General features: G+C 68.6%; 25 protein-coding genes. 10 read left to right on the top strand and 15 right to left on the bottom strand.

What is annotated here, in order from left to right:
- Positions 1-94 precede the first annotated feature (94 nt).
- Positions 95-1,021, top strand: a complete 927-nt coding sequence (locus C1932_RS10590) for a LysR family transcriptional regulator (protein WP_108762122.1) — start codon at positions 95-97, stop codon at positions 1,019-1,021.
- A 24-nt stretch (positions 1,022-1,045) separates the two neighbouring features.
- Here the strand turns inward: C1932_RS10590 and bla are convergent, their stop codons facing one another.
- Both bla and C1932_RS10580 read right to left on the bottom strand, forming a co-directional pair.
- Positions 1,046-1,885, bottom strand: a complete 840-nt coding sequence (gene bla / locus C1932_RS10585) for a subclass B3 metallo-beta-lactamase (protein ID WP_108762121.1) — start codon at positions 1,883-1,885, stop codon at positions 1,046-1,048.
- Positions 1,886-2,052: 167 nt separating this feature from the next.
- A complete protein-coding gene (locus C1932_RS10580; RefSeq protein ID WP_108762120.1) occupies positions 2,053-2,556 on the bottom strand; it encodes a MerC family mercury resistance protein in 504 nt (167 codons plus the stop codon).
- Between the two features lie 30 nt (positions 2,557-2,586).
- Here C1932_RS10580 and C1932_RS10575 point away from each other — a divergent pair, with 30 nt between their 5' ends.
- The 7 genes from C1932_RS10575 (at position 2,587) to C1932_RS10545 (ending at position 8,553) form a co-directional block, all read left to right on the top strand.
- Positions 2,587-3,120: a DUF2796 domain-containing protein gene (locus C1932_RS10575; RefSeq protein WP_108762119.1), complete on the top strand. Its 534-nt coding sequence runs from the start codon at positions 2,587-2,589 to the stop codon at positions 3,118-3,120.
- On the top strand, positions 3,117-3,812 hold the full coding sequence (locus tag C1932_RS10570) for an ATP-binding cassette domain-containing protein (RefSeq protein ID WP_108762118.1): 696 nt from the start codon (positions 3,117-3,119) through the stop codon (positions 3,810-3,812). The genes C1932_RS10575 and C1932_RS10570 overlap by 4 nt, the downstream gene beginning before the upstream one ends.
- The gene (locus C1932_RS10565; protein WP_108762117.1) at positions 3,805-5,058 is read left to right on the top strand and encodes an ABC transporter permease; all 1,254 of its coding nucleotides are present in this window, start codon (positions 3,805-3,807) and stop codon (positions 5,056-5,058) included. Before C1932_RS10570 ends, C1932_RS10565 begins: the two co-directional genes overlap by 8 nt.
- Positions 5,059-5,060: 2 nt before the next feature.
- Complete coding sequence (locus C1932_RS10560; RefSeq protein WP_108763421.1) at positions 5,061-5,597, top strand: DUF3299 domain-containing protein; 537 nt, start codon at positions 5,061-5,063, stop codon at positions 5,595-5,597.
- Complete coding sequence (locus C1932_RS10555) at positions 5,587-6,207, top strand: DUF3299 domain-containing protein (RefSeq protein WP_108762116.1); 621 nt, start codon at positions 5,587-5,589, stop codon at positions 6,205-6,207. The genes C1932_RS10560 and C1932_RS10555 overlap by 11 nt, the downstream gene beginning before the upstream one ends.
- A 271-nt stretch (positions 6,208-6,478) precedes the next feature.
- The gene (locus tag C1932_RS10550) at positions 6,479-8,008 is read left to right on the top strand and encodes an MFS transporter (protein WP_108762115.1); all 1,530 of its coding nucleotides are present in this window, start codon (positions 6,479-6,481) and stop codon (positions 8,006-8,008) included.
- 5 nt (positions 8,009-8,013) lie between these two features.
- Positions 8,014-8,553: a TetR family transcriptional regulator gene (locus C1932_RS10545; protein ID WP_108762114.1), complete on the top strand. Its 540-nt coding sequence runs from the start codon at positions 8,014-8,016 to the stop codon at positions 8,551-8,553.
- 239 nt (positions 8,554-8,792) lie between these two features.
- Here the strand turns inward: C1932_RS10545 and C1932_RS10540 are convergent, their stop codons facing one another.
- The 5 genes from C1932_RS10540 to pip all read right to left on the bottom strand — a co-directional run bounded on the left by C1932_RS10540 (position 8,793) and on the right by pip (position 12,950).
- Entirely contained in the window at positions 8,793-9,428 is a 636-nt protein-coding gene (locus C1932_RS10540; RefSeq protein WP_108762113.1) for a response regulator, read from the bottom strand.
- Entirely contained in the window at positions 9,406-10,482 is a 1,077-nt protein-coding gene (locus C1932_RS10535; protein ID WP_108762112.1) for an ATP-binding protein, read from the bottom strand. The genes C1932_RS10540 and C1932_RS10535 overlap by 23 nt, the downstream gene beginning before the upstream one ends.
- Before the next feature lie 67 nt (positions 10,483-10,549).
- Positions 10,550-11,287 carry an MgtC/SapB family protein gene (locus C1932_RS10530; RefSeq protein ID WP_108762111.1) on the bottom strand — a complete coding sequence of 246 codons (738 nt, stop codon included), beginning with the start codon at positions 11,285-11,287 and terminating at the stop codon, positions 10,550-10,552.
- 30 nt (positions 11,288-11,317) lie between these two features.
- Complete coding sequence (locus C1932_RS10525; protein ID WP_108762110.1) at positions 11,318-11,614, bottom strand: hypothetical protein; 297 nt, start codon at positions 11,612-11,614, stop codon at positions 11,318-11,320.
- Positions 11,615-11,996: 382 nt separating this feature from the next.
- Complete coding sequence (gene pip / locus C1932_RS10520) at positions 11,997-12,950, bottom strand: prolyl aminopeptidase (RefSeq protein WP_108762109.1); 954 nt, start codon at positions 12,948-12,950, stop codon at positions 11,997-11,999.
- A 79-nt stretch (positions 12,951-13,029) separates the two neighbouring features.
- Between pip and C1932_RS10515 the strand changes: the two genes are divergently transcribed.
- Positions 13,030-13,695 carry a TraX family protein gene (locus C1932_RS10515; protein ID WP_108762108.1) on the top strand — a complete coding sequence of 222 codons (666 nt, stop codon included), beginning with the start codon at positions 13,030-13,032 and terminating at the stop codon, positions 13,693-13,695.
- A 4-nt stretch (positions 13,696-13,699) separates the two neighbouring features.
- Here C1932_RS10515 and C1932_RS10510 read toward each other — a convergent pair whose 3' ends face one another.
- From C1932_RS10510 to C1932_RS10485, 6 genes are read right to left on the bottom strand one after another with little or no spacing between them, the layout of a single operon-like run.
- Positions 13,700-15,049 carry an AMP-binding protein gene (locus C1932_RS10510; RefSeq protein ID WP_108763420.1) on the bottom strand — a complete coding sequence of 450 codons (1,350 nt, stop codon included), beginning with the start codon at positions 15,047-15,049 and terminating at the stop codon, positions 13,700-13,702.
- A 10-nt stretch (positions 15,050-15,059) separates the two neighbouring features.
- Positions 15,060-15,641 carry a hypothetical protein gene (locus C1932_RS10505; protein WP_108762107.1) on the bottom strand — a complete coding sequence of 194 codons (582 nt, stop codon included), beginning with the start codon at positions 15,639-15,641 and terminating at the stop codon, positions 15,060-15,062.
- A gap of 2 nt (positions 15,642-15,643) precedes the next feature.
- Positions 15,644-16,612, bottom strand: a complete 969-nt coding sequence (locus tag C1932_RS10500) for a radical SAM protein (protein WP_159094532.1) — start codon at positions 16,610-16,612, stop codon at positions 15,644-15,646.
- On the bottom strand, positions 16,609-18,393 hold the full coding sequence (locus tag C1932_RS10495; RefSeq protein ID WP_108762105.1) for a hypothetical protein: 1,785 nt from the start codon (positions 18,391-18,393) through the stop codon (positions 16,609-16,611). Before C1932_RS10495 ends, C1932_RS10500 begins: the two co-directional genes overlap by 4 nt.
- The gene (locus C1932_RS10490; RefSeq protein ID WP_108762104.1) at positions 18,390-19,361 is read right to left on the bottom strand and encodes a hypothetical protein; all 972 of its coding nucleotides are present in this window, start codon (positions 19,359-19,361) and stop codon (positions 18,390-18,392) included. Before C1932_RS10490 ends, C1932_RS10495 begins: the two co-directional genes overlap by 4 nt.
- A gap of 1 nt (position 19,362) precedes the next feature.
- Positions 19,363-20,943 carry an AAA family ATPase gene (locus C1932_RS10485; RefSeq protein WP_108762103.1) on the bottom strand — a complete coding sequence of 527 codons (1,581 nt, stop codon included), beginning with the start codon at positions 20,941-20,943 and terminating at the stop codon, positions 19,363-19,365.
- 498 nt (positions 20,944-21,441) lie between these two features.
- Between C1932_RS10485 and C1932_RS10480 the strand changes: the two genes are divergently transcribed.
- Positions 21,442-22,536, top strand: coding sequence for a crosslink repair DNA glycosylase YcaQ family protein (locus tag C1932_RS10480; protein WP_108762102.1), 1,095 nt, complete (start codon positions 21,442-21,444; stop codon positions 22,534-22,536).
- Here C1932_RS10480 and C1932_RS10475 read toward each other — a convergent pair.
- Together C1932_RS10475 and C1932_RS10470 are read right to left on the bottom strand one after the other, a co-directional pair.
- A complete protein-coding gene (locus C1932_RS10475) occupies positions 22,533-24,260 on the bottom strand; it encodes a PAS domain S-box protein (RefSeq protein ID WP_108762101.1) in 1,728 nt (575 codons plus the stop codon). The two genes, C1932_RS10480 and C1932_RS10475, sit on opposite strands and share 4 nt — an antisense overlap.
- Positions 24,261-24,411: 151 nt before the next feature.
- Positions 24,412-26,070 (bottom strand): tyrosinase family protein, encoded by a 1,659-nt coding sequence (locus tag C1932_RS10470; protein WP_108762100.1) that lies wholly within the window; start codon positions 26,068-26,070, stop codon positions 24,412-24,414.
- Between the last annotated feature and the right edge of the window lie 46 nt (positions 26,071-26,116).

Below are 26,116 nucleotides of genomic sequence, written 5' to 3'. Positions count from 1 at the left end.
AAGGTGCGGCCAGTCTGTGCCCGCTCGACCGTACTGGGAATCCGGTTTATGGTGGATGGGGAGTCCCGGTTTTCGGGACTATAGGGCGGCGGCCTTGCATAGATCGGGACTGGTGGAACTGGAGGCGGTACTGGCCTTGGCCCGGCGTGGCAGCTTCCGCGCGGCGGCGCGCGAGCTGGGTATGTCCACCTCGGCGCTCAGCCATGCGGTGGCCAGCCTGGAAGCACGGCTTCAGGCGCGTCTGTTCCATCGCACCACGCGCAGCGTGGCGCTGACCGAAGCTGGCGCGCGGTACGTGGCGCAGGTGGGGCCGGCGGTGGAGGCGATCCGCGGCGCAGGCGACGCGCTTCACGAGGATGAGCGTGACCCCGCCGGCACCTTGCGCATCAACGTGCCGCCGGAAAGCACGCGCATGCTGGCTGGGCTGGTGGCCGAGTTCGTGCAGCGCTACCCGCGCGTGCGGCTGGAAATGGCCGCCGAGGCGCGCTTGGTGGATATCGTGGCCGATGGTTTCGACGCGGGCGTGCGCCTGCACGAGCAGGTGCCGCAGGACATGGTGGCGGTGCCGCTGTACCGCCAGCAGCGCATGCGCGTGGTGGCCGCGCCGGGCTATCTGGCCGCGCACGGCACGCCGGACACCCCGGACGCACTGGCCACGCACGCGGCGATCCGCATGCGCCTGTCGCATGGCGGGCTGTACCGCTGGGAGCTGGAGCACCGCGGCCAGGTGCTCCAGGTGGACCCGCCGGCGCGGCTGGTGGTGGCCGAACTGCAGGCGGCGCGCGCGGCCGCGCTGGCCGGCGTGGGCCTGGCATTCCTGTCCGAATGGCACATCCGTGACGACCTGGACAGCGGCGCGCTGGTGCCGGTGCTGGACGCGTGGTGCCCGCCGTTCCCGGGCCTGTACCTGTACTTCCCCGGGCACCGGCACGTACCGCCGGCGCTGAAGGCGTTTACCGATCTGCAGCGCGAACGCGATGCTGCCGGGCTGGCGCCGGACGCGTTGCGCGCGGTTCCGTAGCCAGCCCCTGTTGTTGAAGCCGCATCAGCGCTTGCGCAGATTGCGCTTGGCAGCATCGGCATACGCGCTGCAGGTCAACGCCTTCGCGGCTGCTTCATTGCCGGCGCGGTAGTTCCAGCCGCTGGCGCCGGGGTGCGGGGTCAGCAGCAGATCGCAGGGCAGGCTGCGCACGGTGGCGAAGCTGCGGTGGAAATCCTGCGGGAGGTGCGGGTAGCGCGGGTTGTCCTTCACCGTGTAGCCCGGTGCGCTGAGGCTGTCCACATAGGCGATGCGCAGCGGTGCGCCGTTGCGGGTGTCGGTCCAGGTCCAGGCGGTGCTGCCGGGGGTGTGCCCGGGCACGAAATGCGCGGTGAAGCGGATGCCGCCGAATTCGACGACTTCGCCATCCATCACGATGCGGTCGGCCTGCACTGGCGGGAAGGTGATGGCATCGCCGAAGTGCAGGTCGTTGCTGCCGCCGCGCGCCAGCAATACGGCGGTTTCGGCGTTGGCCAGTACCTGCGCGCCGGTGCGGCGCTTCAGTTCGGCCACCGGACCGGCGTGGTCGGCATGGGCATGGCTGAGCAGGATAAGCCGCAGATCATGCGGTGCCACGCCGCGCAGTTTCATGTTGGCCAGCAGATGATCGGCCATCTGGGGCATGCCGCCATCGAGCAGCACCGCGCCTTCCGGCGTCTGCACCAGCAGCGCGGTGAGTTCGGCAGTGCCGATCTGCCAGGTGTGGTCGGCAATCTGCAGCGGCGCGATCGGCTGCAGCCAGTCGCTGTCGACGGTGTAGGCCTTCAGTTGCGGCAGCGGCGCGGGCTCGGCGCTGGTGGCGGCGAAGGGCAGTGTGGTAAGCAGAATCAGGGCGAATGTGCGCATGGCGATGGGCTGTGTGATGGCAGTGGGGACGCTATCACGCGGCGCGCGCGGGCCGTTTCGCGTATTTTTCATGGCAGCCATAAGGGCAGTGCGCATGACCGGTAGAGTCGAGCTTGCTCGACTGCTCTGTGCGGCATTGCGTGAACGGCAGTCGAGCAAGCTCGACTCTACGGCCGTGCGGGGGCGTGGGCGGTTGGGCGAACGCGACGCGACGCGCTGCGGTTTGCGACATGCGCGCCGGCCAGCAGCACGCCACCGCATGCGGTCAGCAGGCCATGCCACAGCAGCGATTCCTTCAGCGGCAGATACAGCGCCGAGGGCATCAGCAACAACGCGCCTGCCAACGCCAAGCCCTGCGGCAGGCGCCGATGATGGCGGCGCCGCCCCAACGTGGTACTCGCCACGGCTAAAACAGAGGCCAGCAGCGCGAACACCCATTCCCAGCGCGACATGACCAGCAGGGCGGTCATCAGGCCGTGCGCCGGGTGCTGGAACGAGCGCAGCGCCATCAGTGCTGCGGGCACGAAGGCCAGCAGCAGCGGCAGGGTGATGCAGTGCGCGGCGCAGGCCATGGCCAGCCAGGCGGCACCGAAATCGAAGCGGGCATGCCAGCGTGCCGATGCTGGCGGTTGGGTGGCGTGGCTTGCGGGAAGCGTGGTGATGTGGTCCATAATGTTACATAGTAACAAATAGGATCCCCCATGAAGTACACCTTTGCATTGCTGCTGCTGAGCGCCCTGCCTGCGGCGCACGCACATGACCACCGGCAGCTGGGCGCGCACGTACACGGCCAGGCCAATGTTGATCTGGCCGTGGACAACGGCGCCCTGGAGCTGACCCTGGCCGCGCCGGGCATGGGCGTGCTGGATTACGAACGGCCGCCGACGAATGAAGCCGAGCGCGCGGCGCTGCAACGCGCCCTGACGGTGCTGCGTGAGGGGCGTTGGTTGACCCTGCCCAGCGCCGCGCAGTGCACGCGCATCCGCGCCGATGCCCAGGCCGAGGGCTTCCAGCCACAGACCAGCAACACCGGCAGCACCACGCACGCCCATGCGGGCTTTACTGCATCGCTGGCCTACCGCTGCGCCAACCCTGCGGCGCTGAGGGTGGTGGTGGTCACCCTGCCCACCGTGTTCCCGGGTCTGCGCGAGGTCATCGTCAACACGGCCACGGCCGCCGGGCAGGGGCGCAGTATCGTGACGCCGGACAATCTGCGGGTGGTGCTGGCGCCATGACCGGCACGGCCATCATCGCTCTGGACGCGGTGCGCTTCGGTTACGGCGCGCACGTGGTGCTGGATATACCCCAGCTGCACATTGCCGCCGGCAGCAGCGTGTTGCTGCGCGGGGCCAGCGGCTCGGGCAAGAGCACGCTGCTGGGCCTGTTGGCCGGGGTGCTACGGGTGCAGCAGGGCAGCGTGCAGGTGGCCGGCCATGCACTGCACTTGCTGGGCGGTGCGGCGCGTGATCGTTTCCGTGCCGACCAGCTGGGCGTGGTATTCCAGCAGTTCAACCTGTTGCCGTTCCTGAGCGTGCACGACAACGTTGCCCTGGGCGTGCGCTTTTCGAAGGCACGCAGCGCCCGCGTGCACGGCGGCCTGATCGACGAGATCGCGCGGCTGTTGCAGGCGCTGCAGCTGGACCCGGCCGTGATGCAGCGGCGCGCGGGAACGCTCAGCGTGGGCCAACAGCAACGCGTGGCGGCGGCACGTGCGCTGATTGGCCGGCCCGCCCTGATGCTGGCCGATGAGCCCACTTCGGCGCTGGACCGCAAGGCAGCGAACGCCTTCCTGCGGCTGATGACCGCGCAATGCCAGGCGGCCGGAACCACGGCGGTGGTGGTCAGCCACGATGACAGCCTGCCGGCGCTGTTCGACCTGGTGCTGGACCTGCAGGTGATCAACCACGCGGGGGTGGCCCATGCTTGAACTGGCCTGGGCCAGCCTGCGCAGTCGTGCGCTGGGCGCGGGCCTGACGATGCTGGTCATTGCCCTGAGCGTGACCCTGCTGCTGGGCGTGGAGCGGGTACGCACGCAGGCGCATGAAGGTTTTGCCAGCACGGTGTCGGGCACTGACCTGATCGTGGGCGCACGCTCGGGGCCGGTGAACCTGCTGCTGTATTCGGTATTCCACATGGGGGATGCGACCAACAACGTGTCCTGGCAGTCCTACCAGGAACTGGCGGCGCTGCCGCAGGTGAAGTGGGCGGTGCCGCTGTCGCTGGGCGATTCGTGGCGTGGCTACCGGGTGATCGGCACCACGGCCGGCTACTTCGACCACTACCGCTACGGCGCCGGGCACGCCCTGCACCTTGCCGATGGCCGGGTCTTCGGTGATCTGTACGACGCCGTGCTGGGCGCCGATGTAGCGCGCGCGCAGCGGGTGGGGGTGGGCGATACGTTGGTGCTGGCCCACGGTACCGCGGCAGTGACCCTGGCGACGCATGCGGACAAGCCGTTCCGGGTCAGTGGCGTGCTGCAGCGTACCGGCACGCCAGTGGATTCGTCGGTGCTGGTGTCACTGCCGGCGATTGAAGCGATCCATCTGGACTGGCGCTCGGGCGTGCCGATGCGCAGCCAGCAGATCAGTGCCGAGGCGGCACGCCACAGCGATCTGACCCCGACCAGCATCACCGCGTTCATGCTGGGCCTGCACTCGCGGGTGGCGACATTTGCGGTGCAGCGGCGCATCAACGACTACCCCGATGAGGCATTGATGGCGATTCTTCCGGGGGTGACGCTGCAGCAGCTGTGGCAGAGCCTGGGCGGTGCCGAGCAGGCGCTGCGGCTGATCAGCGCGATGGTGGTGCTTCTGGGGCTGGTGTCGCTGGTGGCGATGCTGGTCAGTACGCTGCAGGAGCGCCGTCGCGAGATGGCGGTGCTGCGCGCCTGCGGTGCGCGCCCGGCTGCGGTGGCCGGACTCCTGGTGCTGGAAGCGGTGGCCAGCAGCACGCTGGCCGTCGTGCTGGCGCTGGGCGTGTTGGCGGCCGTCAGCCTTGCAGGACGCGAATGGGCGCTGGCCCATTACGGGCTTTCGATCACGCATGTGTGGCCGGATCTGCGCGAACTGGCCTGGGCGGCGGCGGTGGTGGCGTTGAGCGCAGTGGCCGGGCTGGTGCCGGCGCTGCTGGCCTACCGGCGCACGCTGGCCGATGGCCTGGCGCCGGCGGTATGAACATGCGCCACGTGTTTGCGTTGTCGTTGCTGCTGCTGGCGGCTTGCCAGCGTCCGGTGGATACCGGCGTGACCGCGGTACCGCAGGATGCGCCTGCCGCTGCAGCGGCGCCCGAACAGGAACTGGATTGGCTGCAGATGCTGCCGCCCGACGAGCTGGCGGCGCTGGAGCGAGGCGACGGACCGGAGGTGCAGCACAGCGGTAACCGGCGCATGGCGCAGTTCGGTACCTTCCGCACAGTCGACGCCGTGCTGCAGCGACCGGTGCGGTTGCCCGGCTATGTGGTGCCGCTGGGCACCGCGGCCGACGGGCGCTTGAGTGAGTTCCTGTTCGTGCCGTACTACGGCGCGTGCATCCATGTGCCACCACCGCCGCCGAACCAGATCGTGCATGTGCGGCTGCCGGAACCGATCGCGATGCCGGACATGTATGCGCCGTACTTCTTGGCCGGGCATCTGCAGGCCGAGCGGGTGGACGACGATCTGGGTGGGTCGGCCTACAGCATGCGCGAACCGACGTTGAGGCCTTATGAACCGTAGAGGCTTGCTGATTCTCATGCTGTGTCTGCTCGGGGCCTGCGGGCGCGAACCAGCGGTGGCGCCCACTGCCGCCACGGCACCGAGCGGTCCGCCCGAGGCTGCGGTGATCGCGCAATGGGACAGTTTGATGCCGGACCAGGACATGTTCCAGCGACCCCCGCCGCAGATCGGTGTTGCGCGCGGCAACGGAATGCAGGGCATTGGCGGGCTGATCGATGACAGCGGTGCCGGCAGTGCGCCGGGAGCGGTGATCGACCATTCCAGCCCGGTGCGCGCCAAGCAGTTTGGTTCGTCGGCGGTGGTGGAGGCGGTGGACGGTCGCCCGGTGCGTCTGCAGGGCTATCTGGTGCCGCTGGGCGGCGACAATGCCGGGCGGGTGAGCGAGGGATTGTTCGTGCCGTTCTACGGCGCGTGCATCCATGTGCCACCGCCACCGCCGAACCAGGTGATTCATGTGCGCCTGGCGCAGCCGATGGCGCCCGGGGCGTTGTGGGATGCGTATCGGTTGACCGGCACGCTGCGGGTGCAGCGGTTCGATGCGGATATCGCCAGCGCATCGTATGAGGTGGGGGATGCGGAGCTGGTGGTGGTTGAGGATGCAGCGCGGTGACCGTTTGGGTGTCGCGATGATGGCGAGCGTGGTGCTGTCACTTTTCTGGCTTCGCGATGATGGGGAACGGGGGGCGGTGACGCGTCGGGCGCGGCGATGATCGGAAACGAGGCGTCGTAGAGTCGAGCTTGCTCGACTGCTTTTGGCAGGAGCAGTCGAGCAAGCTCGACTCTACGAGGCATGCCGCCTCCCCGAGGTGGGTTGGGTTCATCTAACTATACCGGATGTCCTGTATAGTTATGGCGGTCGATTCTCCTTGCGGGCGTGTTCGATGGCGGTTTCCCAGTCTCTGGCCGGTGCTCCGGCCCTGTCGCGTGCCCGGCGCTGGGCGTTGCTGTTCACCGTGGCCGCAGGCCTGCTGCTGGTCACCCTGGACAATTCGGTGCTGTACACCGCGCTGCCCACGCTGAGCGAGGCGCTGGCGGCCACGCCGGCGCGGGCGCTGTGGATCATCAATGCCTATCCGCTGGTGATGGCGGGCCTGCTGCTGGGCGCCGGTACGCTGGGCGACCGCATCGGCCACCGCCGCATGTTCCTGATCGGGCTGGTGGTGTTCGGGCTGGCCTCGGTGGTGGCCGCATATGCCGGCAGCGCCGCACAGTTGATCGGCGCGCGGGCGCTGCTGGCGGTGGGCGCGGCGGCGATGATGCCGGCCACCCTGGCGCTGATCGGCCTCAGCTTCCACGACCCGCGCGAGCGCACGATGGCCATTGCGATCTGGGGCTCGGTATCGCTGGTGGGTGCGGCGTTGGGGCCGATCATCGGTGGCTGGTTGCTGCAGCATTTCTGGTGGGGTTCGGTGTTCCTGGTGAACGTGCCGGTGGTCGTGGTCGCCTTCGTGACCACGCTTGTGCTGGCTCCAGAAGGCCAGCGCGATCACTCGCGCCCGTGGGATCTGTGGTCTTCGCTGCTGGCGCTGGCAGCGCTGTCGGGCCTGGTGCTGGCGATCAAGTCGTGGATTGCCGCGCCGCCGGCCTATGCCGTGGGCGCCGCGGCGCTGCTGCTGGCCGCGGTAGCCGGTTACGCGTTCGTGCGCCGGCAGCGTCGTCTGCCATATCCGTTGCTGGATTTCAGCGTGTTCCAGAATCCGGCGTTTCTGGCCGGCACATTGTCAGCGGTGTTCACGCTGTTCGCGTTGGCTGGCCTGCAGCTGGTTACCACCCAGCGCTTCCAGCTGGTGGCCGGCTTCAGCCCGTTACATGCGGGGCTGCTGGTGTCGGTGGCCGCGCTCGGCAGCCTGCCCAGTGCCCTGCTGGGCGGCAGTCTGGTGCATCGGTTGGGCCTGCGGCCGCTGATCGCCGGTGGTCTGGGCATTGGTGCGGTGGGCGTGGCGGTGGTTGCGTTCGGGTTCCCGCTGGGGCTGGGCTGGATGATTGCCGGTATGGCCATCACCGGTTTCGGCATGGGTGCGGCGATCTCGGTGGCGTCGGCGGCCATCCTCAACAACGTGCCGGCCCACCGTGCCGGCATGGCCTCTTCGGTGGAAGAAGTGTCCTACGAGTTCGGTGGCCTGCTGGCGGTGGCGCTGCTGGGCAGCCTGAGCGCGGCGCTGTACGGCGTGTTCCTGCCGGCGACGGGGCTGCCCGATGCCGCGCGCGAGGGCTTCGTGCAGGCCGTGCATGTGGCCCGAGAGAGTGGGCCGGAGGCCTGGTTCGTGCTGGCCACGGCGGCCTATGACCGCAGCTACCGCATCGCGCTGTGGGTGGTGGCCGTGGTGCTGGCGGTCGGCGCGATCATCACGGGCCGGTTGCTGTGTGGCCGCGTCGGCAGCCGCGAGGGCGCGGCTGACCGCGTAAAGTAGCGCGCATGAGAACCAGCAAGCGCCAACGTATCCTCGACGCCGCCGTGGCCGTCATCAATCGCGAGGGCGTGCGTGCGGTCACCTTCGAATCAGTCGCTGCCGAGGCGCAGTTGACCCGCGGCGGGCTGCTTTACCACTTCCCATCGCGTGAAGCGCTGCTGCGCGGGATCGACGAGCATTTGGTGCAGCAGTGGGAAGCGTCGATGGAGGTGCTGCTGGGCAAGCGCGCCGAAGAAGCCAGTGCGCTGGAGCGTTACCAGACGTTCGTGCGCGTTTCTGCGCAGAGTGCTACGCGGGCCGAGTTGTTGTTCATGCTGGAATCGATGGACCCGGAGGCCGGTCAGCGCCCGTGGGCGCCGGTGATGGAGCGCTGGGCACCGGCGCCGCCGGCCAGCGTGGATGACACGGCGGGGATGGACAGATTCGTGGCGCGGCTGGCCGCCGATGGGTTGTGGATCTATGAAGCCATGTATGAAGGGAAGCTGGAGCCGGCACTGCGCGCGCAGGTGGCCGAGCGCATTGCCGGGTTGTTGGTGAAGCCGTAACGTCGAGCGGCTTTCGTAGCGTCGAGCTTGCTCGACGGCTTTTGGCGCGCGGCAGTCGAGCAAGCTCGACTCTACGACGGGGTATGCACGAGCGCAGGTGGCCGAGCGCATTGCCGGGTTGTTGGTGAAGCCGTAACGTCGAGCGGCTTTCGTAGCGTCGAGCTTGCTCGACGGCTTTGGGCATGCGTTAGTCGAGCAAGCTCGACTCTACTGAGCGGGGCAGTCGAGCAAGCTCGACTCTACGGGCGTTCGGCGCTCAGGCGATCGTAGAGGCGGACCAGGTCGACCAGGGTGCGTGCGCCCAGCTTGCGCATCAGTTGGCCGCGCCGGACCTTTACCGTGATCTCGCTGACGCCCAGATCGGCGGCGATCTGTTTGTTCAAGCGGCCGGCAACCACGCCCTGCGCGACCTCGCGTTCTCCGGTGGTGAGGGTGGCCCAGCGTGCCTGCAGGGCGGACGTTTCGTTGTGCTCGCTGCGGCGCTGCCGGTCCTGTGCGATGCCTTTCTGGATGGCGTCCAGCAACTGCTGGTCGCGGAACGGCTTGGTCAGGAATTCCAGCGCGCCGTCCTTGATGGCGTTCACGCCCATGGCGATGTCACCGTGGCCGGTGATGAACACCACCGGCAGGTGCAGGCCGTGGGCGGCCATCTGCCGGTGGAAGTCCAGGCCGCTCTGGCCGGGCATGCGCACGTCCAGCACCAGGCACGCCGGCGCATCCTCGCGCGCCGCGTGCAGAAACGCCTGCGTTGATGCAAAGCTGCGTACCTCCAGCCCCATCGAGGCCAGCAGATCTTCCAGTGCCGCACGCACCGAGGCGTCGTCATCCACGACGTAGACCACGGCATCGGGTTCAGTGTGCGCGGTGCGGGTCATGTGCGGCGTCCTCCATGGCAGGCAGTTCGATGATGAAGCACGCGCCGCCGCCACTGGCGCGCTCGGCGTGGATGCGGCCGCCATTGGCTTCCAGCATGCTGCGGCTCAGGCTGAGCCCCAGCCCCAGGCCATCGGGCTTGGTGGTCCAGAATGCATCGAACACCTGTTCGATCGCTTCGCTGGGCAGGCCGACGCCGCGGTCGCGCACGCTCAGGCGCACGTGCTGGTCGCGGGCGTGGGTGAGCACCGACAGGCGGCGCTCGGGCAGCGGCGTGTTGGCCATGGCTTCGATGGCGTTCAGCAGCAGGTTGCCGATCACCTGCTGCACCTGCACGCGATCGGCCAGCACCGTGGGCAGCGTCGGGTCGAGCAACGTGGCCACGGTGATGTGCTGGCGCTCCAGTTCGGCCTGCGACAGGGCCAGCATGTCCTGCACGGCCTGGTTCAGGTCGAACACTTCGCGCTGTGGCGCAGCGCCGCGGGTCAGCCCGCGCACGCGGGCGATCACGTCACTGGCACGGTGCGCGTCGGCCAGGATCCGCGCCAGTGCCTGCTGTGCCCGCTCCACGTTGGCCGGCTGCTGGGCCAGCCAGCGCTGGGCGGCCTCGGCACTGCTGGCGATGGCGGCCAGGGGCTGGTTCACCTCGTGCGCGATGGACGTGGTCAGCTCGCCCACGGTAGACGCACGGGCCACCCGCAGCAGCCGCGTCTGCGCGTCCTGCACGGCGGCCTTGGCCGCTTCCATTTTCAACGCAAGGTAGGTGGTGATGCCGATGACCAGGATGCCGATGGCGGTGTTCACCAAGCCGATGCGATAGGCCCCGGAGCGGGTGAGCAGGAAGCTGGTGATGGTCAGGGCAACGCAGGCCAGGGCCAGGCCCAGCAGCGCGCGGGGCAGCAGCCGCCGCGACATGGCCAGGATCAGTGCGGCGTAGAAGCAGGCAGCCGCGACGGCATAGTCGCTGAAGGTGTCGACCAGGAAGATGGCCGCCATGGCGACGATCAGGGCCAGGTGGGCCAGCGGGCGGCGGAGCGGGGGGCGGAGCATCGGCAACGGTTCCCGGGCGGGCAGGCGCGAGGATAGCAAAGGCTGTTGGGGGTGCTGGCGGGCAGCGCGGCCGTCACTCTTCCAGGGTGGCATTCCAGAACCCCTGCAGCATACCCGGTTGCGCTGCCAGCTCAGCCAGCACGGCGTCCAGTTCGGTGCCATCGACGGTAGTGGCGTACAGCACTGCTTCGATCTCCACGTCGCGCTCGCCGAACGGGCGCTGGTCTACGGCACGCACCGGGTACTGGGCCTGTTCCAGCAACAGCAGCAGGCGGTCCAGCACCTCGGCCTGCTGTTCGCGCTGGCACACCACATTGATGGCGTAGGTTGCTTCGCTGAAGGTTTCCGGCAGCGGTTGGCGCTGGATGCGGTTGACCACCGGCCGCAGCAGGGTGTTCGAGGCGAGGACGAAGACGGCGGCCAGCAGCGCTTCGGGGAACAGCTTCAGCCCCGCACAGGCTCCGACTGCGGCCGAGCCCCACAGCGTCGCGGCGGTGTTCAGGCCCGATATCTGGGCGCCGTCCTTCATGATGGCGCCGGCACCGAGGAAGCCCACGCCGGAAATCACGTAGGCGACCACGTGCAGCGGCGAAGGCGTGCCGCCGTGCAGGCCGTGATAGCGCACGGCCAGATCGACGAATACCGCGGCGCTCACCGCGACCAGGGTGTTGGTACGCAGACCGGCGGTGCGCTGCCGCACCTGCCGTTCCAGGCCGATGGCGCCACCCAGCACAAAGGCGGTGGACAGGCTGAGCAGGGATGCCAGGGTGGCGCCGGCATCGAATGCCGGCAGGTGCAGATCGAGGTTCATGGGGTGTAGCCCTCCACGGATCGGAGCCGGTCAGGAGTGATGAAGCACGAATGCGGCGACGCACAGCTGCAGGCGGACGCGCGGGCTGCTGCCGATGCACAGCGGCTTCATGGTTTCGCGCAGCGGCGCGGGCAGGTGGCGAAGTACGGTGATGCGTTCGCTCATTGGCAGCAGCGACAGTGCGTCGGCCACCACGCGGGGTGAGCCCAGCGCGAGCGCACGCGCGAACAGCACCGGGCCGTGTTGCAGCAGCTGGCTGCGCAGCGCCGGTACCGCGCGTTCACCGATCAGGCGGCGCAGGGTGATGTACAGGATCTTGTAGGACATGGGCGGGCTCCGGGCAGGCGATGCCCGCAGCCCCGGTCACGCAAGGTGATGCGAACCGGCTGCAAGGCACCAGCAGAGAGGGACAAGAGGGCAGGGCGCGCGCGAAGCGCACCGGACAGGATCGGGATCCATCTTCGACTCCGCAGTGGATGGAGGCCGGTATTGTCCGCCGCCGGCCGGGCCCGGCCTAGAGGCCCGTGGTACAGCGCGGGTATACTTGGGTATAGCCGCGCGCGCGGGGTGTGCGGGTTTTCGTAGCGTCGAGCTTGCTCGACGGGTTTTCGCGTGGAGCAGTCGAGCAAGCTCGACTCTACCGGCGCGCGGCAGTCGAGCAAGCTCGACTCTACGGGTGTGCGGGGCGTGCGGTACAGGCGTGTCGGGGTCAATCGGCGTGGTGGTCGAGGGCCGCATCGGTGGCGCGGATCAGTGCATCGGTGGTGGCCGCTTCGGTGGCGCTGTGGCCGGACAGCACCATCTCCAGCCGTGCTTCGGGCCAGGCCTGGGCCAGATCCCAGGCGCTGCGCGCGGGGCAGATGATGTCGTAGCGGCCCTGCACGATCACGCCGGGCAGATGGCGGATGCGATCGATATTGCGCAGCAGCTGGCCGTGTTCCAGGAATGCGTTGTGGCGGAAGTAGTGCGCTTCGATGCGGGCCTTGGCCAGGGTCTGCTGCGGGTCTTCATCGGACATGGCGTTGACGTCGTGCAGCAGGGTGGCTGCGTTGTCCTCCCAGCCCAGCCAGGCCTGCGCGGCGGCAATGCGAACGGAGAGGTCCGGGCTGTCCAGGCGCTTCCAGTACGCCGCGATCATGTCGCCGCGCTCCTCTTCTGGAATGAAGGCCTCGTAGCGCGCCCACCGTTCCGGGAAGATCCAGCGGGCGCCGCCGTCGGCTTCGGCGAACCAGCGGTTTTCTTCCGCACGGCCCAGATAGACCCCGCGTACGATCACCCCGGTGGCGCGCTGTGGGTGCGCCTGCGCGTAGGCCAGTGCCAGCGTGGAGCCCCACGAGCCACCGAACACCAGCCAGCGCTCGATGCCCAGGTGTGCGCGCACCTGCTCGATGTCGGCCACCAGGTGCGCGGTGGTGTTGTCGCGCAGTTCGCCAAAGGGGGTGGAGCGGCCACAGCCACGCTGGTCGATCAGCACGATGCGGTAGCGGGCTGGGTCGAAGAAGCGGCGGTGCACCGGCGAAACGCCCGCACCGGGCCCACCATGCAGGAACACCACGGGCTGGCCCTGTGGGTTGCCGCATTCTTCGATATGCAGCGTGTGCAGCGCATCCACGGCGAGGCTGTGCTGGCGGTAGGGTTCGATGGACGGATACAGGGTGCGCATGGCGGTGCCTCACGTGCAGGACGCACAAGCATAGCCAGCCGTGGCAAGATTTTGCAGCGCAACCAGAAACCCAATACCCATGCAGGATGCAGCCGCAGCCCCGACCACCGTTCCCTACGTGCTGCCCAGCGGCGCGCGCGAGGCGTTGAAGTGGCTGGCGCTGCTGTTGATGACCGGCGACCATGTGGCCAAGGTGGTCCATGGCGGCTACGTGCCGGTGGTGAGCGAGCTGGGGCGTATCGCGTTTCCGCTGTTTGCGGCGGTGATGGCCTGCAACCTGGCCCAGCCCGGCGCCGACCTGGGCAAGTCGATCCGCCGCCTGTCGCTATGGGGCGTGCTGGCGCAGCCGCTGCATGCGTGGGCGTTCGGCGGCTGGCTGCCGGTGAACATCCTGCTAACCTTTGCCCTGGCGGCCCTGGCCATCCAGGCGCTCGCACGGAATCGACCGTGGTGGCTGTTGCTGGCCGCCGGTGTGTTGCCGTTCTTCGTGGATTACCGCTGGGCCGGCGTGGGGCTGGTGCTGCTGTGCTGGATCGCGTTCCGCCACCGGGTGTGGTGGCTGCCGCTGCCGGCGCTGGCCGCGGTGTGCTGGTTCAACGGCAACGCGTGGGCGCTGCTGGCCGTGCCGGTGCTGTGGCTGATGGCACGCTGGCCCTGGGCCATTGCGCGCACGCGCTGGTGGTTCTACGTGTACTACGTGGGGCATCTGGCGGTGTTGGCGGCATACGCGCAGCTGCTGCGCTGAGCGGCTACTGCGTCTGGCTGCCGGCAAGATCACTGCTGTACTGCAGGACTTTGTCGTCGTGCTGCAACGGAACGACCTGCACGGGCTGGCCGACCAGCGCTGCGGCCAGCCGCCGTGCAGCGTCGTCGGCATGCTGCAGTTCGCCCGGCGGCAGCGACAGCTGCAAGCTGCCATCGGCGTTCTGGTGCACGACGAATCGTGACAGCGGCAACGGCGCCAGCGCATGGGTCAGGTCGATGTTGTTGATCCACTGTCCCTGCGCGGTGCGGTAGCGCAACGGGCGGCGCCCCTGCAGCCCGACGATCATCGGGATGTCGCCGGCCATGGCCAATGCGCCGCGATCACCGGTGCGGTAACGCAGCAGTGGCAGGCAGAAGTTGAAGCCGCCGCTGAGCGTGATCTCGCCGGTCTGCCCGGCCGGCAGTGGCGTGCCGTCGGCATCCAGGATTTCCACGTACATGCCCGGCTGCAGCAGCACGTGGCCGCCGGCCTCGGCATCGAACACCGCCAGCGGCCCGGCTTCGTTCATGGAATACAGATCCAGCACGGGACAAGCGAAGCGCTCGGCCAGCTGCGTACGTAGCCCGTGTGACAGGGCCATCGACACCGACAGCAGCGCGCGCGGGCGGTGCTGCACCGGCAACTGCAGCAGCGCGGCGAACGAGATCGGATCGCCGGCAATCACCTCCGGCTGCATCTGGTCGATGTAGCGCGCGCGATCGTCGGGATGGCGCCAGTCGTCCGGGTGCAGGTTGATCTTGGCCAGCCCTGATTCGCCCATGCTGGGGGTGACCGACACATAGGTGAAGCAGCGCTGCTGCATGCCCAGCAGCATCACCCCCATCTGCCCGGCGCCGTGCTGCAGGGTGATGCCGAAGCGGCGCAGGGCACGCTTGTGGTAAGCCAGGTAACGCGCGGCCACCACCGGGTGCGAGGGCAGCACCAGCGGATGGCCGGTGGTGCCGGTGGTGCGGAAGTTGATCATCCGCTGCAGTGGCACCGGGTCGGGCACGAAGCGGGCCACGTCGGCGGCCAGGTCGCCGCGGTGCACGCTGTGGATGTCCTGGAACGCTGAGGGGCGCGGCAGTGCCCGGTAGTGCGGCACCTGGGCGAAGGTGTCTTCCACGAACGCGTCCAGCCACGGCGGCGGACTGCCGGGGTGCCAGTCGAACCGCGCCTGGGCGATGTCGCGTTCGTAGACGCGCAGCGCGGCCACTTCGTCGGCCAACAGACGGTTGCCGCTGGCGTTGCGGAACAGCGGCGCGGCCGGGTGCTCGCGCATGTGCCGCAGCATCGCGCGGCCGGCATCGCTCAGGGTGGGGTAGCGATCGGCATCGGTCGGTTCGGTGTGCATGCCCACCGGGTTACTCGCGCGTCCACTTGTCGGCCGATTCTTCGGCGGCCTTGCGCGCCAGCGCCTCGCGGATCGCACGGGCGCGTGCCTCGGTGGCGCGGCTGGCGTCGAGCAGGCGCTGCCGTTCCACGCCGCTGATGCGGGCCAAGCGGTCGGCGGCCTGGGCGGCGGTTTCCCCCTCAGGCAGCAGGCCCAGGCGGGCAATGGCGGTACGCGCCAGTTCTTCGCGGCGGTCGGCCTCGAACACGAACTGATCGGCCGGGGCGCTGGCCGCCAACGCGGGGATGGCGTCTGCAAACAGGCTTGGCCAGAGCTCCTTCTGCAGGGCGATCTGCTGCCAGTGCGGGTCGGCCATCAGCCAGGCGGCAACGGCGGCCACGCTGAGCTGGTTGGCGCCCACGCCCGGCAGATCGCCGGACAGGGTGGCACGCAATGCGGGCGGCAGGTCCAGGCCGTGCTGTGCGAACACATCACCCACCACGGCTGCCACATGCACACCGCCCTGGCCGGCACGCCGCGGCACGGCGAGGAAATCCGGCGGGGTTTCCAGCAGGCGGCGCAGCAGGACATCAAGGGCAGGGCCAGCGGTCATGGTCATGTTCCGAATTTTGCAAACACCTGGGTGGAAGGACAATCACCGCAGACCGCGGCCGGCGTCTGCAGGCGCTGTTGCCGCAGCCGCTCGCGCAGCGTATCGAGGTCGTCGGGCTGGCGCAGGTCGCGGCTGTCGATGGCGTGGGTGTCGACGGTGAAACTGCAGGCGCCGATGCGGCCGTGTTCGTCGATGAACAGGGTCGGGCGGCGGGCCTCGCAATCCAGCACCGGCAGCGCCGCGCCGATGGCGCTGGCATGGAAGCGGTCGAGATATGCCGGCTGGGCATGCAGCTGCACGCCGCGCTCGGCCAGTTGAACGGCCAGGGCGGGCAGGGCATGACGCAGCTGTGCCACATCGACGGCCGTCAGCGCGTGCTGGCGGTGAAACAGCGGGCGGTCGCGGCCACCCAGCTGGTTGAAAGTGATCTCATCCACGCCCCAGTCGGCCAACTGCAGGCACAGATCGGAGAAGTGTTCGAGGGTAGGGTGCATCAGCACCACGTTGGCACGCAGGCGCGGGCGGCTTTGGTTCTCGCCGACACACTGGCCAGCCAGGGCGCGGATCGCCTGTTCCAGCCTGCGCGCACCGCCGGGCCAGCCGCGCAGCGCATCGTGCATGGGGCCGGGGGCATCGATGCTGAAGGTGATCTCGTCGAAGGCCTCGGCCAATGCCTGCGCAGCACCCGGCTGCCAGGCACGGGTGCCATTGCTGGTCATGCTGATCCGCAGGCCCTGCTGGCGCAGCCGCTGCGACAGCGGCAGCAGGCCGGGCCAGAGCAGCGGCTCGCCGCCCAGCCAGCTCAGCAGTACTGGCTGGCCGCTGCGCTGCTGGTAGCGCACGAACAGGTCCGCGACACGCTCCACCTCTGCGGCCGGCATGTGCACGCGGGGCTGGCGGACGCGGCGGTCGTAGGCACAGAACCCACATGCCAGGTTGCACAGCGTGGTCAGCCGCCACAGCACGATCACGGTCGTGGACCGACCGGGCCGGGCGCGTAGTGGCGCTGGGCAAAGGCGCGCGCGAACTGCAGCAGATCCGCCATGTCGCGCACCACGTGGATGTCCCAGCCGGCGTCGCGCGCGCGTAGCAGGTCGGCGGTCCAACCGGTGGCCGCGGCATCGGCCAGGCGTGCTGGCAGCGGGCTGTACAGGTTCAGCGCCATGGTGCCGCCGCCGCGCGCGGCCTGCAGTGCATGGCGGGCAATATCCCAGCCGCTGCCGCCACGTTCGTCCTGGTCGAACAGGGTGGTGATGCCGTCGTCGGAGATGTGCAGGATGTGCACGGGGCGGTCGCGCGGCGTGCGCGCGGCATAGGTGTCGCGCAGGCGATGGATCGGGAAGGCGGTGGCGCCGCCGAAGTACCCGGTCAGCACATGCAGGATGGGGTCTTCGGCGCGCACGAAGCCATCGGTATGCAGATGCTGGTGGGTGCCGCTCCACAGCGTGGCCTGTACGCGCGCGCCGGCGCGCAGCGCCGACAACGCAATGATGGCACCGGCCAGGGCCAGGTAGGAGGTGTGCTGCTGCGGGTTGGGCATCGAGCCCGAGCTGTCCACGTACAGATCCAGATCGATGGGTTCTGCCGCCGGCTCGCGGCCGGGCGCGAGCCCGTACACCCGCTGCACGGTGGTGACCCCGGGGATGACGTGCGGCGATTGCAGGACCGACTGCAGCCAGTCCACCGCATCCAGTGCATCGCCCGGCTCCCACGGTTCCAGGCCTTCGGGCAGTGCTTCCAGTGCCTGCGGCTGCGGCGCGCTGGGGTAGCGGATCAGGTGCGGAAGCGCGCGTTCGCGGTAGTAGCGGATGGCGATCTGGTGGTCATCCAGATCCAGCCCGGCCGCGCGCAGGATCTGCCCATATTCGAACGGTTCGCGCATCTGCCCGCGCGAGGTGGCGGCTGCGGTGTGCTGCGGTGCTTCTGCTGGGCCCGCTTCATCGGCCTGGCCGGTGATGAGCGGGTCGTCCGCCGGGTGCAGGACCGGCGACAGCTCATCGTCATCCAGCTGGCCCAGGCCCGCGGGCTGGCTGCCGTGGCCGGCGTGCTGGGTGTCCATCAGGGCGTCCAGCCGTGCATCGGTCTGTGCCTGCAGCAGCCAGGGCAGCAGCAGGGTTGCAAAGCGGGTGGCACCGGCCATCCAGTCGTTGGCGTAGACGCGCACCACCCGCGCGCCCAGCCACGCATCGGCGTGCACGGCCGCATCGTCCGGGGAACCGCCCAATGCGCCACGCGGCTGCTGCCACAGTTCCTCGTAGATGCCCATGTACAGCTGCCAGACCGTGGATGCCGGCCGGGTGGCCGCCTGCGCCAGGCGCCGGTAGATGGCATCCATCTGCAGGCCGTTCTGGCGCTGCAGGCGGTCGTTGATGATCAGGTCGGTGTAGAGGTTGGCCACCATCGGCGCGTGTGCTTCCAGCGTCGGCAGCGCGCGGCGGATGCGGGCCAGCATGCGCGCATGGTCGCTGGCGGTGGCCGGGGCCAGTACGTGGTGGCCGATCTCGTGCGCGAGGATTTCCACCGCATAGGGCTGCAGGCCGAGCTGCTGCACCTGCTCAAGATCAATCACGATGCGCTGGTCGGCCAGGCGGATGGCGGCGAAGCTGCCGGTCAAGCCCTCGGCAGCGGCTTCCACGTGCGAGTCGCACAGGCGCGGGTCCTGCAGGCGGGTGAACCGGCTCCAGGCGGCCAGTGCCTGTGGCCACGCCTGCTGCCAGGCGAGCAGGGAGCCGGGAAGCGGTGGCGGGTTCATTGCGGTGGCAGCACGCGCAGCGCATGCGACCAGGCCGAGAACAGGACGATGCCAGCGTCACTGGCCACCGCTTGCACCTCATGGCGTGCAGCCGCGTGCGGCAGATGCTGTTCGGCAAGGCGCGCGGCGGTGGCAGCCGGCAGCGTACCGGCCGGCGCCGCATCGAACTCCCCGGCATGGGCCGGCAGCAGGGCCGCACCGAAGGCATCGGCCAGCAGCAGGAAGTGCTGTTCGCCGCTGCGGATGACAAAGCCCTGCGGCGTGGGCCGCACCAGCGGAGGCGTGCTGAACGACCCACCAAAACCAGTGAAGGCGCCCGTGCTGTGGCCGACCGCGGCACTCGGCGCTGGGTGGTACCAGCGGTCGGCGCGCAGCCGCGCGGGCAGGTCGTCTACGCCGGCGGCAGGGGCGCCGATGATCGCGGCGGTCACTGCGAGCGGAAGGCTGTCCAGTTGCTGCAGTACCGGCTCACGCAGCTGCGCCATGCCCGCGCGCCAGGCCGCCAGTGCGCCCAGGTCGCGCAGCTGCTGCACGTTGCTGCAGTGCGCACCGTGTGCGGCCACGGTGGCAATCCACGCGTCCACGCGTACGCCGGGTTGTTCGGCCATGCGCAGCACGGCGTTGGCCACGGTGCCCAGCACCGCGTGTGGCTCACGCCGCAGCAACGGAGCCAGCGCAGGCGCCAGCGTGCACCAGGCCGCATCGACCCAGGGCAGGCGCGCACGCGGGCCGGCCTGGCCATGGGCCACCAGCTGCAGTCCCAGTTCGAAGGCCACCTCGCACACCTGGGCGGTGCACGCCGGGTCTTCGCCGTCCACGGCCTGGCACAGCGTATCCAGGGTTTCGCGCACGAACTGACTGAACGCGGCCAGGTCCAGGCTGGGCCAGCGGTGGCGTGCATCGGCCACGGCCTGGTTGAACAGCGCACGCCGCGATGCCAGCAGCGACGCCAGAGTGGGCGACACCATCTCAGCGTGCCCGCAGCCAGTGCAGGTAATTGGTGTAGCGCTGGTGCAGGTACTTCAGTTTCAGCAGATCGTCGTACAGGTGGCCGTACAGCTTGCGCCCCTTCACGCGCTCTTCCACCAGCCGTTCGATGCGGGTCAGGCGCTTGCGGGTCTCGCCTTCGCCCAGGCCGTCCAGGCCCTGCGCGAACTGTTCGGACAGCGTGCCCACCGGATCGTCGCGGTCCAGGTCCAGGCGGTCGTACTCGGCGGTGGACGCATCGAACAGCCACCGCAGCCAGCCCAGGTGGTCGCTGCGGTAGGCGGCGTTTTCCGGCAGCGCGAAGAACGGTGCATCCGGGTCGGGCTGCAGCTTGTCGTTCAGCACGAAGGGCAGCACCTGACGCACGTCGTCCAGGGCCACGGTGGTGTTGCCGCGGAAGTAGGCCATGGCCTTGGCGAACATCAGCAGTGTCATCAGGTTGCGCACGGACAGGCCGTTGCGGGTCTGGCAACCGAGGTCCTTCATGCGGTCGCGGCCACTGTCGGCGGCGGTCAGCTGTGCCCAGTCGGCGCCAGCCAGGCGCGCGGTGTCCTTGGTCATGTATTCGAACTGCGCACCGGCGGTTTCCATCAGCTCGAACTGGCTGCTGAAGAATTCGATGCGGCGGCGCACATCCTGCGGAACCTCGACCGCGCGGATTTCCTGCAGCAGCTGGTCACCCTCGGCCTCGGTGAAGATGATGTCGCGCGGCACGACTTCTTCGGGGCGGATGTCCTGTTCGATGCGCAGCAGCATCTCTTCCAGGAAGCGCGGGTTGAACGCCAGCGCTTGCACGACCACGTCGATGCGGTCACGCAGGGCCTCGATCACCTGGTAGGTGCCGCCGCCGCGATCATCATTGGCGGTCAAGTACCAGGCCGATTCGGGGCATTCGTAGACGTGGTTGAGGATTTCGGCGTAGTTGTCGCCCATCACCGTGAGCAGGGCGCTCTGGGTGCGGGTGGGAATGCGGTTGTACTCGTCGATGATCTTCACCCGCATGCTCAGCCAGCTGCGCCAGGCGATGCGGATCTGGTTCATGTCCTGGGCGGCGACCAGGTCGGCCGGCAGCGGGTTGCCGAGCAGATCGGCAATGGTCATCTGCGGGTGGCCATGCTGCATGGCGCGGCGCACCTCGCGCACCGGGTAGCCGGCCAGCACGCCCATGAGGATGGCGCTGGCGGTCTTGCCACGACCGGGCCCGCCCACGAACAGGCACTTGCGGCGGGTGGCGAAGGTCAGCAGCGGCAGCAGCACGTAGCTGGAGTAGCTCTGCGCCGACGGCAGGGTGAGCGGACGGCGGCTGTCACCCACGTTGAACCGCGGCGATGGACCGTCGTGGTATTCGATGTCGTAGTGCGGGCTGATGATCGCGTTGTTGACGATCCAGAAGTAGGCCTGGCGCAGCTTCTCGTCCAGCGCCAGCGGCGCCGCAGCGGCATCACCGGGCAGTGCCACCGGGCCCGCGTACAGTTCGGCCACATCGAAGCTGCGTGGCGCCGGCTCGGCGCGGGGATTGGTCGGCGCCTGCGAAAGACGCTGGAACAGATTGAACGGGGGCACGCAGATCCTTGGGTGACGGCCTGCCCGGATTGTAGAACGGCCGCGCATGGTCTGCGCCCTGCGGCTGGGGAAACGGCGGGGAAACGTCGACTGGGTAGGGTCGGTTGGGGATGCGCGACCGGGCATGGCCGACTGGAAATGGGCGATTGGGAATGGCCGACTGGGAATATCCGACTGGAAATGGCCGACTGAAAATGGTCGGCTGGAAATGGTCGGCTGGGTAGAGTCGACTGTTAGTCGACTATCGCGCGCAGCGCGGGTTTTTTGGCAGCTCTGGGAAGAGCAGTCGACTAACAGTGGACTCTACCCCGTCGTTGCCCCCCGTCGTCGCCGTTCCGTCGTCGCCCCCAGTTGTCGCCGTCCCGTCGTTCCCCCCAGTCGCCGACGTGCCGTCGTTGCCCCAGTCGTCGCCGTCGCGTCGATGCCAAGCAGTCTGCGCCTTCCGTCGCCGGGGCCCAGTCGCCGCCATCCGGCTGCCGCGCCGATCTACAATGGCCCATGGCCGCATCGCCCACCCTGGACCAGTTGCGCCGCTATGCGGTGTCACGCACCTTGTTCACGCCCACCACGCTGATGGCGGCGATTCGTCGCCTGGGTTTCGTGCAGGCCGATCCGATCCGCGCGCCTGCCCGTGCCCAGGACCTGACCCTGCGGCACCGCGTGAAGGACTATCGCGCTGGTGACCTGGAGCGCCGCTATGCGCGGCTGCCGGTGGAAGAAGACTGCCTGGTGAACTATGGCTTCCTGCCGCGCGAGCACGTGGCGCTGATGCACCCGCGCGTGCCCAAGCGGGCCTGGGATGCGGCCACCCGGCGCCGCGCCGAGCAGGTGCTGGCATTCGTGCAGGCGCAGGGTGCGGTACATCCGCGCGAGGTGGACCAGGTCTTTGCGCATGGACGGGTGACCAATTACTGGGGCGGCACCAGCAACGCCAGCACGCAGCTGCTCGATGGCATGCACTACCGCGGGCTGCTGCGGGTGCAGCGGCGTGACAGCGGCACGCGCATCTACGCACCGGCGCTGCACGCGCCGCTTGATGCCGATGGCCTGACCGCGCAGCAGCGTGCCGAGGCCTTGCTGGCCCTGGTGGTGCGCAAGTACGCGCCGCTGCCGGCGGCCAGCCTGACCTACCTGGTGCGGCTGCTGGGCTATGGCGCTCCGCACCTGGCCGCGCCGCTGCAGCAGGCCCTGCGCGACGCGCGCGCGCAGTTGGCCAGCTGCACGGTCGATGGCACGGTCTGGTTCTGGCCGGCCGACGAGAACCCGCGTTCGCGACGCCACGCAGTGGATGAGGCCGTGCGCCTGCTGGCGCCGTTCGACCCGTTGGTCTGGGACCGTCGCCGCTTCGAACAGCTGTGGGGCTGGGTCTATCGGTTCGAAGCCTATACGCCTGCACCCAAGCGCCGCTTCGGCTACTACGCGCTGCCGCTGCTGTGGCACGAGCAGGTGATTGGCTGGGCCAACGTGGCGGTGGCCGGCGGCCAGCTGCTGCCGCAGTTCGGCTACATCAGCGGCGCGGCACCGCGCGGTGCGGCCTTCAGCAATGCGCTGGACGATGAACTGCAGCGCATGAGCCGTTTCCTGCTGGACTAGCGCCCGCCATCGCCGTGGCTGGCGCCGCGTGGTGACCGGCGAACGCGGGCCCGCGCGCGGTACAGATGGTCATCGGCGCGGTGGATGGTATCGGCCACGCTTTCGCCGGGCACATGCTGCGCTGCGCCCATCGAGAATGCGCAGGGCGAATCGCTGCAATGATCGTTGTACCAGCGCTCCAGTTCCTGCAGCCGTGCAGGGTCGGGGTTGTTGGACACCACCAGGAATTCATCGCCCCCCAGCCGTACCACGGCCTCGTCCTTGCCCAGCGGTGTACGCAGGAAGGTGGCGAAGCCGACCAGGATCGCATCGCCGCGGCGATGGCCTTCGCTGTCGTTGATCTGCTTGAAGTGGTCCAGGTCGAACACCAGGCAGGCCCAGGCCTGCCCGGTCTGCGCTTCCAGGGTGTGCAGGTAGCGCCGGTTGTTGCACTGGGTCAGCGGGTCCTTGAAGGACAGTTCGCGTAGCTGTTGTTCCTGGGTGCGCAGGGCGGTGACATCCTGCGCGTGGCCCAGCACATAGGGCGGCTGGGCTTCCGAATCCAGCACGTTGTGGTAGGCCCAGTAGCGCCGGGTGCCATCGGCGGCGATCAGTTCGATCACGCCCGAATCGGTGTGGTTGGCGCCGATGCGGCGCAGATAGGCGGCAAAGTGCTCCTGCTTGTCCTCGGGCATGAACTCGCCCAGGCTGCGGCCGACCACGTGGGCTTCGTCGTAGCCCAGCGACTGCATGGCGGCCGGGTTCACCGAGGTGAGCGTGCCATCCAGCGTATGGGTGCAGATCAGGCCCAGGCTGTAGTGGAACAGGCGCCGGTAGCGCACCTCGCTGGCTTCCAGCGCATCGCGGGTGCTGCGTTCCTCGCTGATGTCCTGGATGGCGCCCACCAGCCGCTGGCGGCCTTCGACAATCTGCCGGTTGCCGACCACGCGCACCCAGATGTCGCGCCCATCGGCGGTGCTCATCGGCAGCTGCAGTTCATACGGCGTGCCTTCGTCCACGCAGCGCTGTACCGCCGTCTGGATGATGCCGCGGGTGTCGGGCCGGTAGAAGGACAACGCCGTTGCCAGCGTGGGTTCGTAACTGGAGCGCACGCCGTGGATCTGCTTGGTTTCGCGGGTCCAGCGCACGTCGCCGCTGGCCAGCTCCAGTTCCCAGCCACCCACGCGCGCGGCGGTGTTGGTGCGCTCCAGGAAATCCTCGCTGCGCTTCAGTTCGCGGTGCAGCACACGCGCCTGTTCCACCTGTGCCAGCAGCGCGCTGCGTTGTTCCAGCACCTGGGTGGTGACCCGGCCCAGGTGCACCATCAGCTCGCGCTGCGAGGGCGAGAGCACGCCAGGCAGGGTGTCGAGCAGGCACAGCGTGCCGATCTGCGCACCGTGCGCCGTTTCCAGCGGAATGCCAGCGTAGTGGCGGATGCGCGGCCCACCCAGCACAAGAGGGTTGCGCTGGAAACGCGGGTCCTGGAGCGCGTCTGGAACCTCCATCAGACCCCGCTGTTCGATGGCGTGGGTGCAGAAGGAAATGTTGCGTGGGGTTTCGCAGGTGCCCTCCAGGCCGATGTTGGCCTTGAACCATTGGCGATCGCGGTCGATCAGCGAGATGAGGCCCGTGGGCATGCCGGTGGCGGCGCGCGCGGCGGCCACGATGGCGTCGAACACGGGTTCGGGTGCGGTATCCAGCACCCCCAGGCGAGTCAGTTCTTCAAGTCGGGCGACTTCATCCATGGCAAGCGTGTGCTGTGTAAGGAAGTGTGGTGCTGCGACCTGCGGCCCGATCCTGACAATGAACGGGTTATGCTGATGCGCAGACCAGTGAAGCGTGCGTCAATGCCGGCATACGCGGCATTGACGCAGTTCACGAAGGGGCCAGCGAGCGCTAGGGGACCGGCGCCACCAGGATCGCGGCATCCAGCACTGGCAACGCCTGCGGCGTCTGCCCCGAGGAGGCGACCAGACGGATTTCCAACGTGGTGCTGCCGCCCGCGGCGGCCGAAAGCCCGCTGAAGGCCGCCAGCTTCTGCGGCAAGGGCACCGCAAACGTGGTCGGATGGCTGTGGTCCATGCCCGGCATGCTGGGGCCGAAGAACGACACCGTGCCGGCATAGTACGGGCTGTCCGCATCCACGCTGCGCACGCCGGCCGGGGCGTTCACCAGCACGTCGAATTCGCGCGCATTCTGCAGGCCGTGGGGGCGCTCCAGGGTGACTTCGGCAATCAGCTGACGCGGTTCAGTTGTGGCCAGGTGCGCACGCACCGCCGCGTGCGGTACGGCCACACGCACCGCGTCCTGCGCACGGGTGCCGCGCACCAGTGTCGCTTCGGCGGCAGCGGGAACAGCGGCGGCCGCCGCACTGGCAACCGCGCCGGCACCGTACGCGTAGTCATAGTCGAACGCCTGGGTGGTGAAGAAATCGCGGGCCGTCTTGTTGCCGACCGGGCGGCCCTGTGCATCGACGAAGAAGCGGAAGGGTTCGCGCATGAACTGTTCGCGCGTGGCCGGATCGGTGGGCATGATCGGGCGGCCGAAGCGTTGCTGCTGCTTGGTCCAGACATCCCACAGGCGATCCATGTTGGCGTGGTGCAGATAGAAGATCGGATCCAGCGGCGACAGGAAGTTGGTCATGTTGCCGTAGGGGCCGGGATCGACCGCACCGACGCCGCCAATGCAGTTGTGCACCTTGTTGTGCGGGAAGCCTTCCAGTACCGAGAATTTCGTGGCGCCGTCGGGTTGCAGCACGTGCGAGGCGGTGCGCGAGCTGGTGAAACTGCGGCTGATGTCGGGGTTATTGAAATCCTGCGGTGACAGGCCGGCGCGGATGGTATCGGGCGATACCGCCGAGGCCGTCTTCGGGTCCAGCTGCGGGTGTTCGGCCCACAGGTAACGGGCGCCACAGGTGACCGCGTAGGCGGCATTGCCGGAAATGCCGGTCTGTTCCTTGGCGTTGTAGCCGGTCACATCGTTCCAGACATCGTCCATGCTGTTGTAGCCGCGCAGCGACAACTGCTTGCGCTGCTCCGGGTCCAGGGTGGCCCAGTAGCGCTGCAGGGCCGGTTTGATGAAATCGGTGAACACCGCCAGGTTGCGGGTGTAGCGCGAATAGGCCGCGTCGGTGGGGGTCAGCACGCCCTCGAACATCGACGGTGGAATCTTCGGCAGTTCGGTCCAGTCCCAGTACGGCATGGCGAACTGCGGATCGCCGCTGAGGCTGCGGATGGTCTGTTCGAAGTAGCCCACATAGCCGCGGTGCCAGACGTAGAACCACCAGTTACCGTGTGGGCAGTCCATCAGGTGCACGAAGGCATTGCGGAACCAGTTGCGTGGATCGTCGGGCGGCAATGCCAGCATGGCGCGGATGCCGCGCGCATAACTGGCCAGCATGCGCTGGCCCTGCGGGCTGGTGACGTTGTAGCGCTGGAAGCGCGGTGCACCGGCTGCGGCGGCCGCAGGGGCATCGTCGGCCAGCGCCGCCGACGCCAGCGAGGCCAGCGATGCGCTGGCGGTGGTTGCGAGGAAATCACGTCGTGTGAGGCGCATGGCATCCTTCCTGGTGTGTGGTGGAACCGCATGGGTCGCACAGCAC

Origin of the sequence: Stenotrophomonas sp. YAU14D1_LEIMI4_1, assembly GCF_003086815.1 — a bacterium.
Lineage (GTDB): Bacteria > Pseudomonadota > Gammaproteobacteria > Xanthomonadales > Xanthomonadaceae > Stenotrophomonas.
The sequence above is the reverse complement of the archived record's forward strand: the minus strand, read 5'-3'. Positions and strand labels throughout refer to the sequence as shown.

Bases quoted from the DNA above. Each gene is read 5' to 3' on its own strand.
- bla (WP_108762121.1), bottom strand. From the start codon at position 1,885: ATGCGCACATTCGCCCTGATTCTGCTTACCACACTGCCCTTCGCCGCC.
- C1932_RS10580 (WP_108762120.1), bottom strand. From the start codon at position 2,556: ATGGACCACATCACCACGCTTCCCGCAAGCCACGCCACCCAACCGCCA.
- C1932_RS10575 (WP_108762119.1), top strand. From the start codon at position 2,587: ATGAAGTACACCTTTGCATTGCTGCTGCTGAGCGCCCTGCCTGCGGCG.
- C1932_RS10570 (WP_108762118.1), top strand. From the start codon at position 3,117: ATGACCGGCACGGCCATCATCGCTCTGGACGCGGTGCGCTTCGGTTAC.
- C1932_RS10565 (WP_108762117.1), top strand. From the start codon at position 3,805: ATGCTTGAACTGGCCTGGGCCAGCCTGCGCAGTCGTGCGCTGGGCGCG.
- C1932_RS10560 (WP_108763421.1), top strand. From the start codon at position 5,061: ATGCGCCACGTGTTTGCGTTGTCGTTGCTGCTGCTGGCGGCTTGCCAG.
- C1932_RS10555 (WP_108762116.1), top strand. From the start codon at position 5,587: ATGAACCGTAGAGGCTTGCTGATTCTCATGCTGTGTCTGCTCGGGGCC.
- C1932_RS10550 (WP_108762115.1), top strand. From the start codon at position 6,479: ATGGCGGTTTCCCAGTCTCTGGCCGGTGCTCCGGCCCTGTCGCGTGCC.
- C1932_RS10545 (WP_108762114.1), top strand. From the start codon at position 8,014: ATGAGAACCAGCAAGCGCCAACGTATCCTCGACGCCGCCGTGGCCGTC.
- C1932_RS10540 (WP_108762113.1), bottom strand. From the start codon at position 9,428: ATGACCCGCACCGCGCACACTGAACCCGATGCCGTGGTCTACGTCGTG.
- C1932_RS10530 (WP_108762111.1), bottom strand. From the start codon at position 11,287: ATGAACCTCGATCTGCACCTGCCGGCATTCGATGCCGGCGCCACCCTG.
- C1932_RS10525 (WP_108762110.1), bottom strand. From the start codon at position 11,614: ATGTCCTACAAGATCCTGTACATCACCCTGCGCCGCCTGATCGGTGAA.
- pip (WP_108762109.1), bottom strand. From the start codon at position 12,950: ATGCGCACCCTGTATCCGTCCATCGAACCCTACCGCCAGCACAGCCTC.
- C1932_RS10515 (WP_108762108.1), top strand. From the start codon at position 13,030: ATGCAGGATGCAGCCGCAGCCCCGACCACCGTTCCCTACGTGCTGCCC.
- C1932_RS10510 (WP_108763420.1), bottom strand. From the start codon at position 15,049: ATGCACACCGAACCGACCGATGCCGATCGCTACCCCACCCTGAGCGAT.
- C1932_RS10505 (WP_108762107.1), bottom strand. From the start codon at position 15,641: ATGACCGCTGGCCCTGCCCTTGATGTCCTGCTGCGCCGCCTGCTGGAA.
- C1932_RS10495 (WP_108762105.1), bottom strand. From the start codon at position 18,393: ATGAACCCGCCACCGCTTCCCGGCTCCCTGCTCGCCTGGCAGCAGGCG.
- C1932_RS10490 (WP_108762104.1), bottom strand. From the start codon at position 19,361: ATGGTGTCGCCCACTCTGGCGTCGCTGCTGGCATCGCGGCGTGCGCTG.
- C1932_RS10480 (WP_108762102.1), top strand. From the start codon at position 21,442: ATGGCCGCATCGCCCACCCTGGACCAGTTGCGCCGCTATGCGGTGTCA.
- C1932_RS10475 (WP_108762101.1), bottom strand. From the start codon at position 24,260: ATGGATGAAGTCGCCCGACTTGAAGAACTGACTCGCCTGGGGGTGCTG.
- C1932_RS10470 (WP_108762100.1), bottom strand. From the start codon at position 26,070: ATGCGCCTCACACGACGTGATTTCCTCGCAACCACCGCCAGCGCATCG.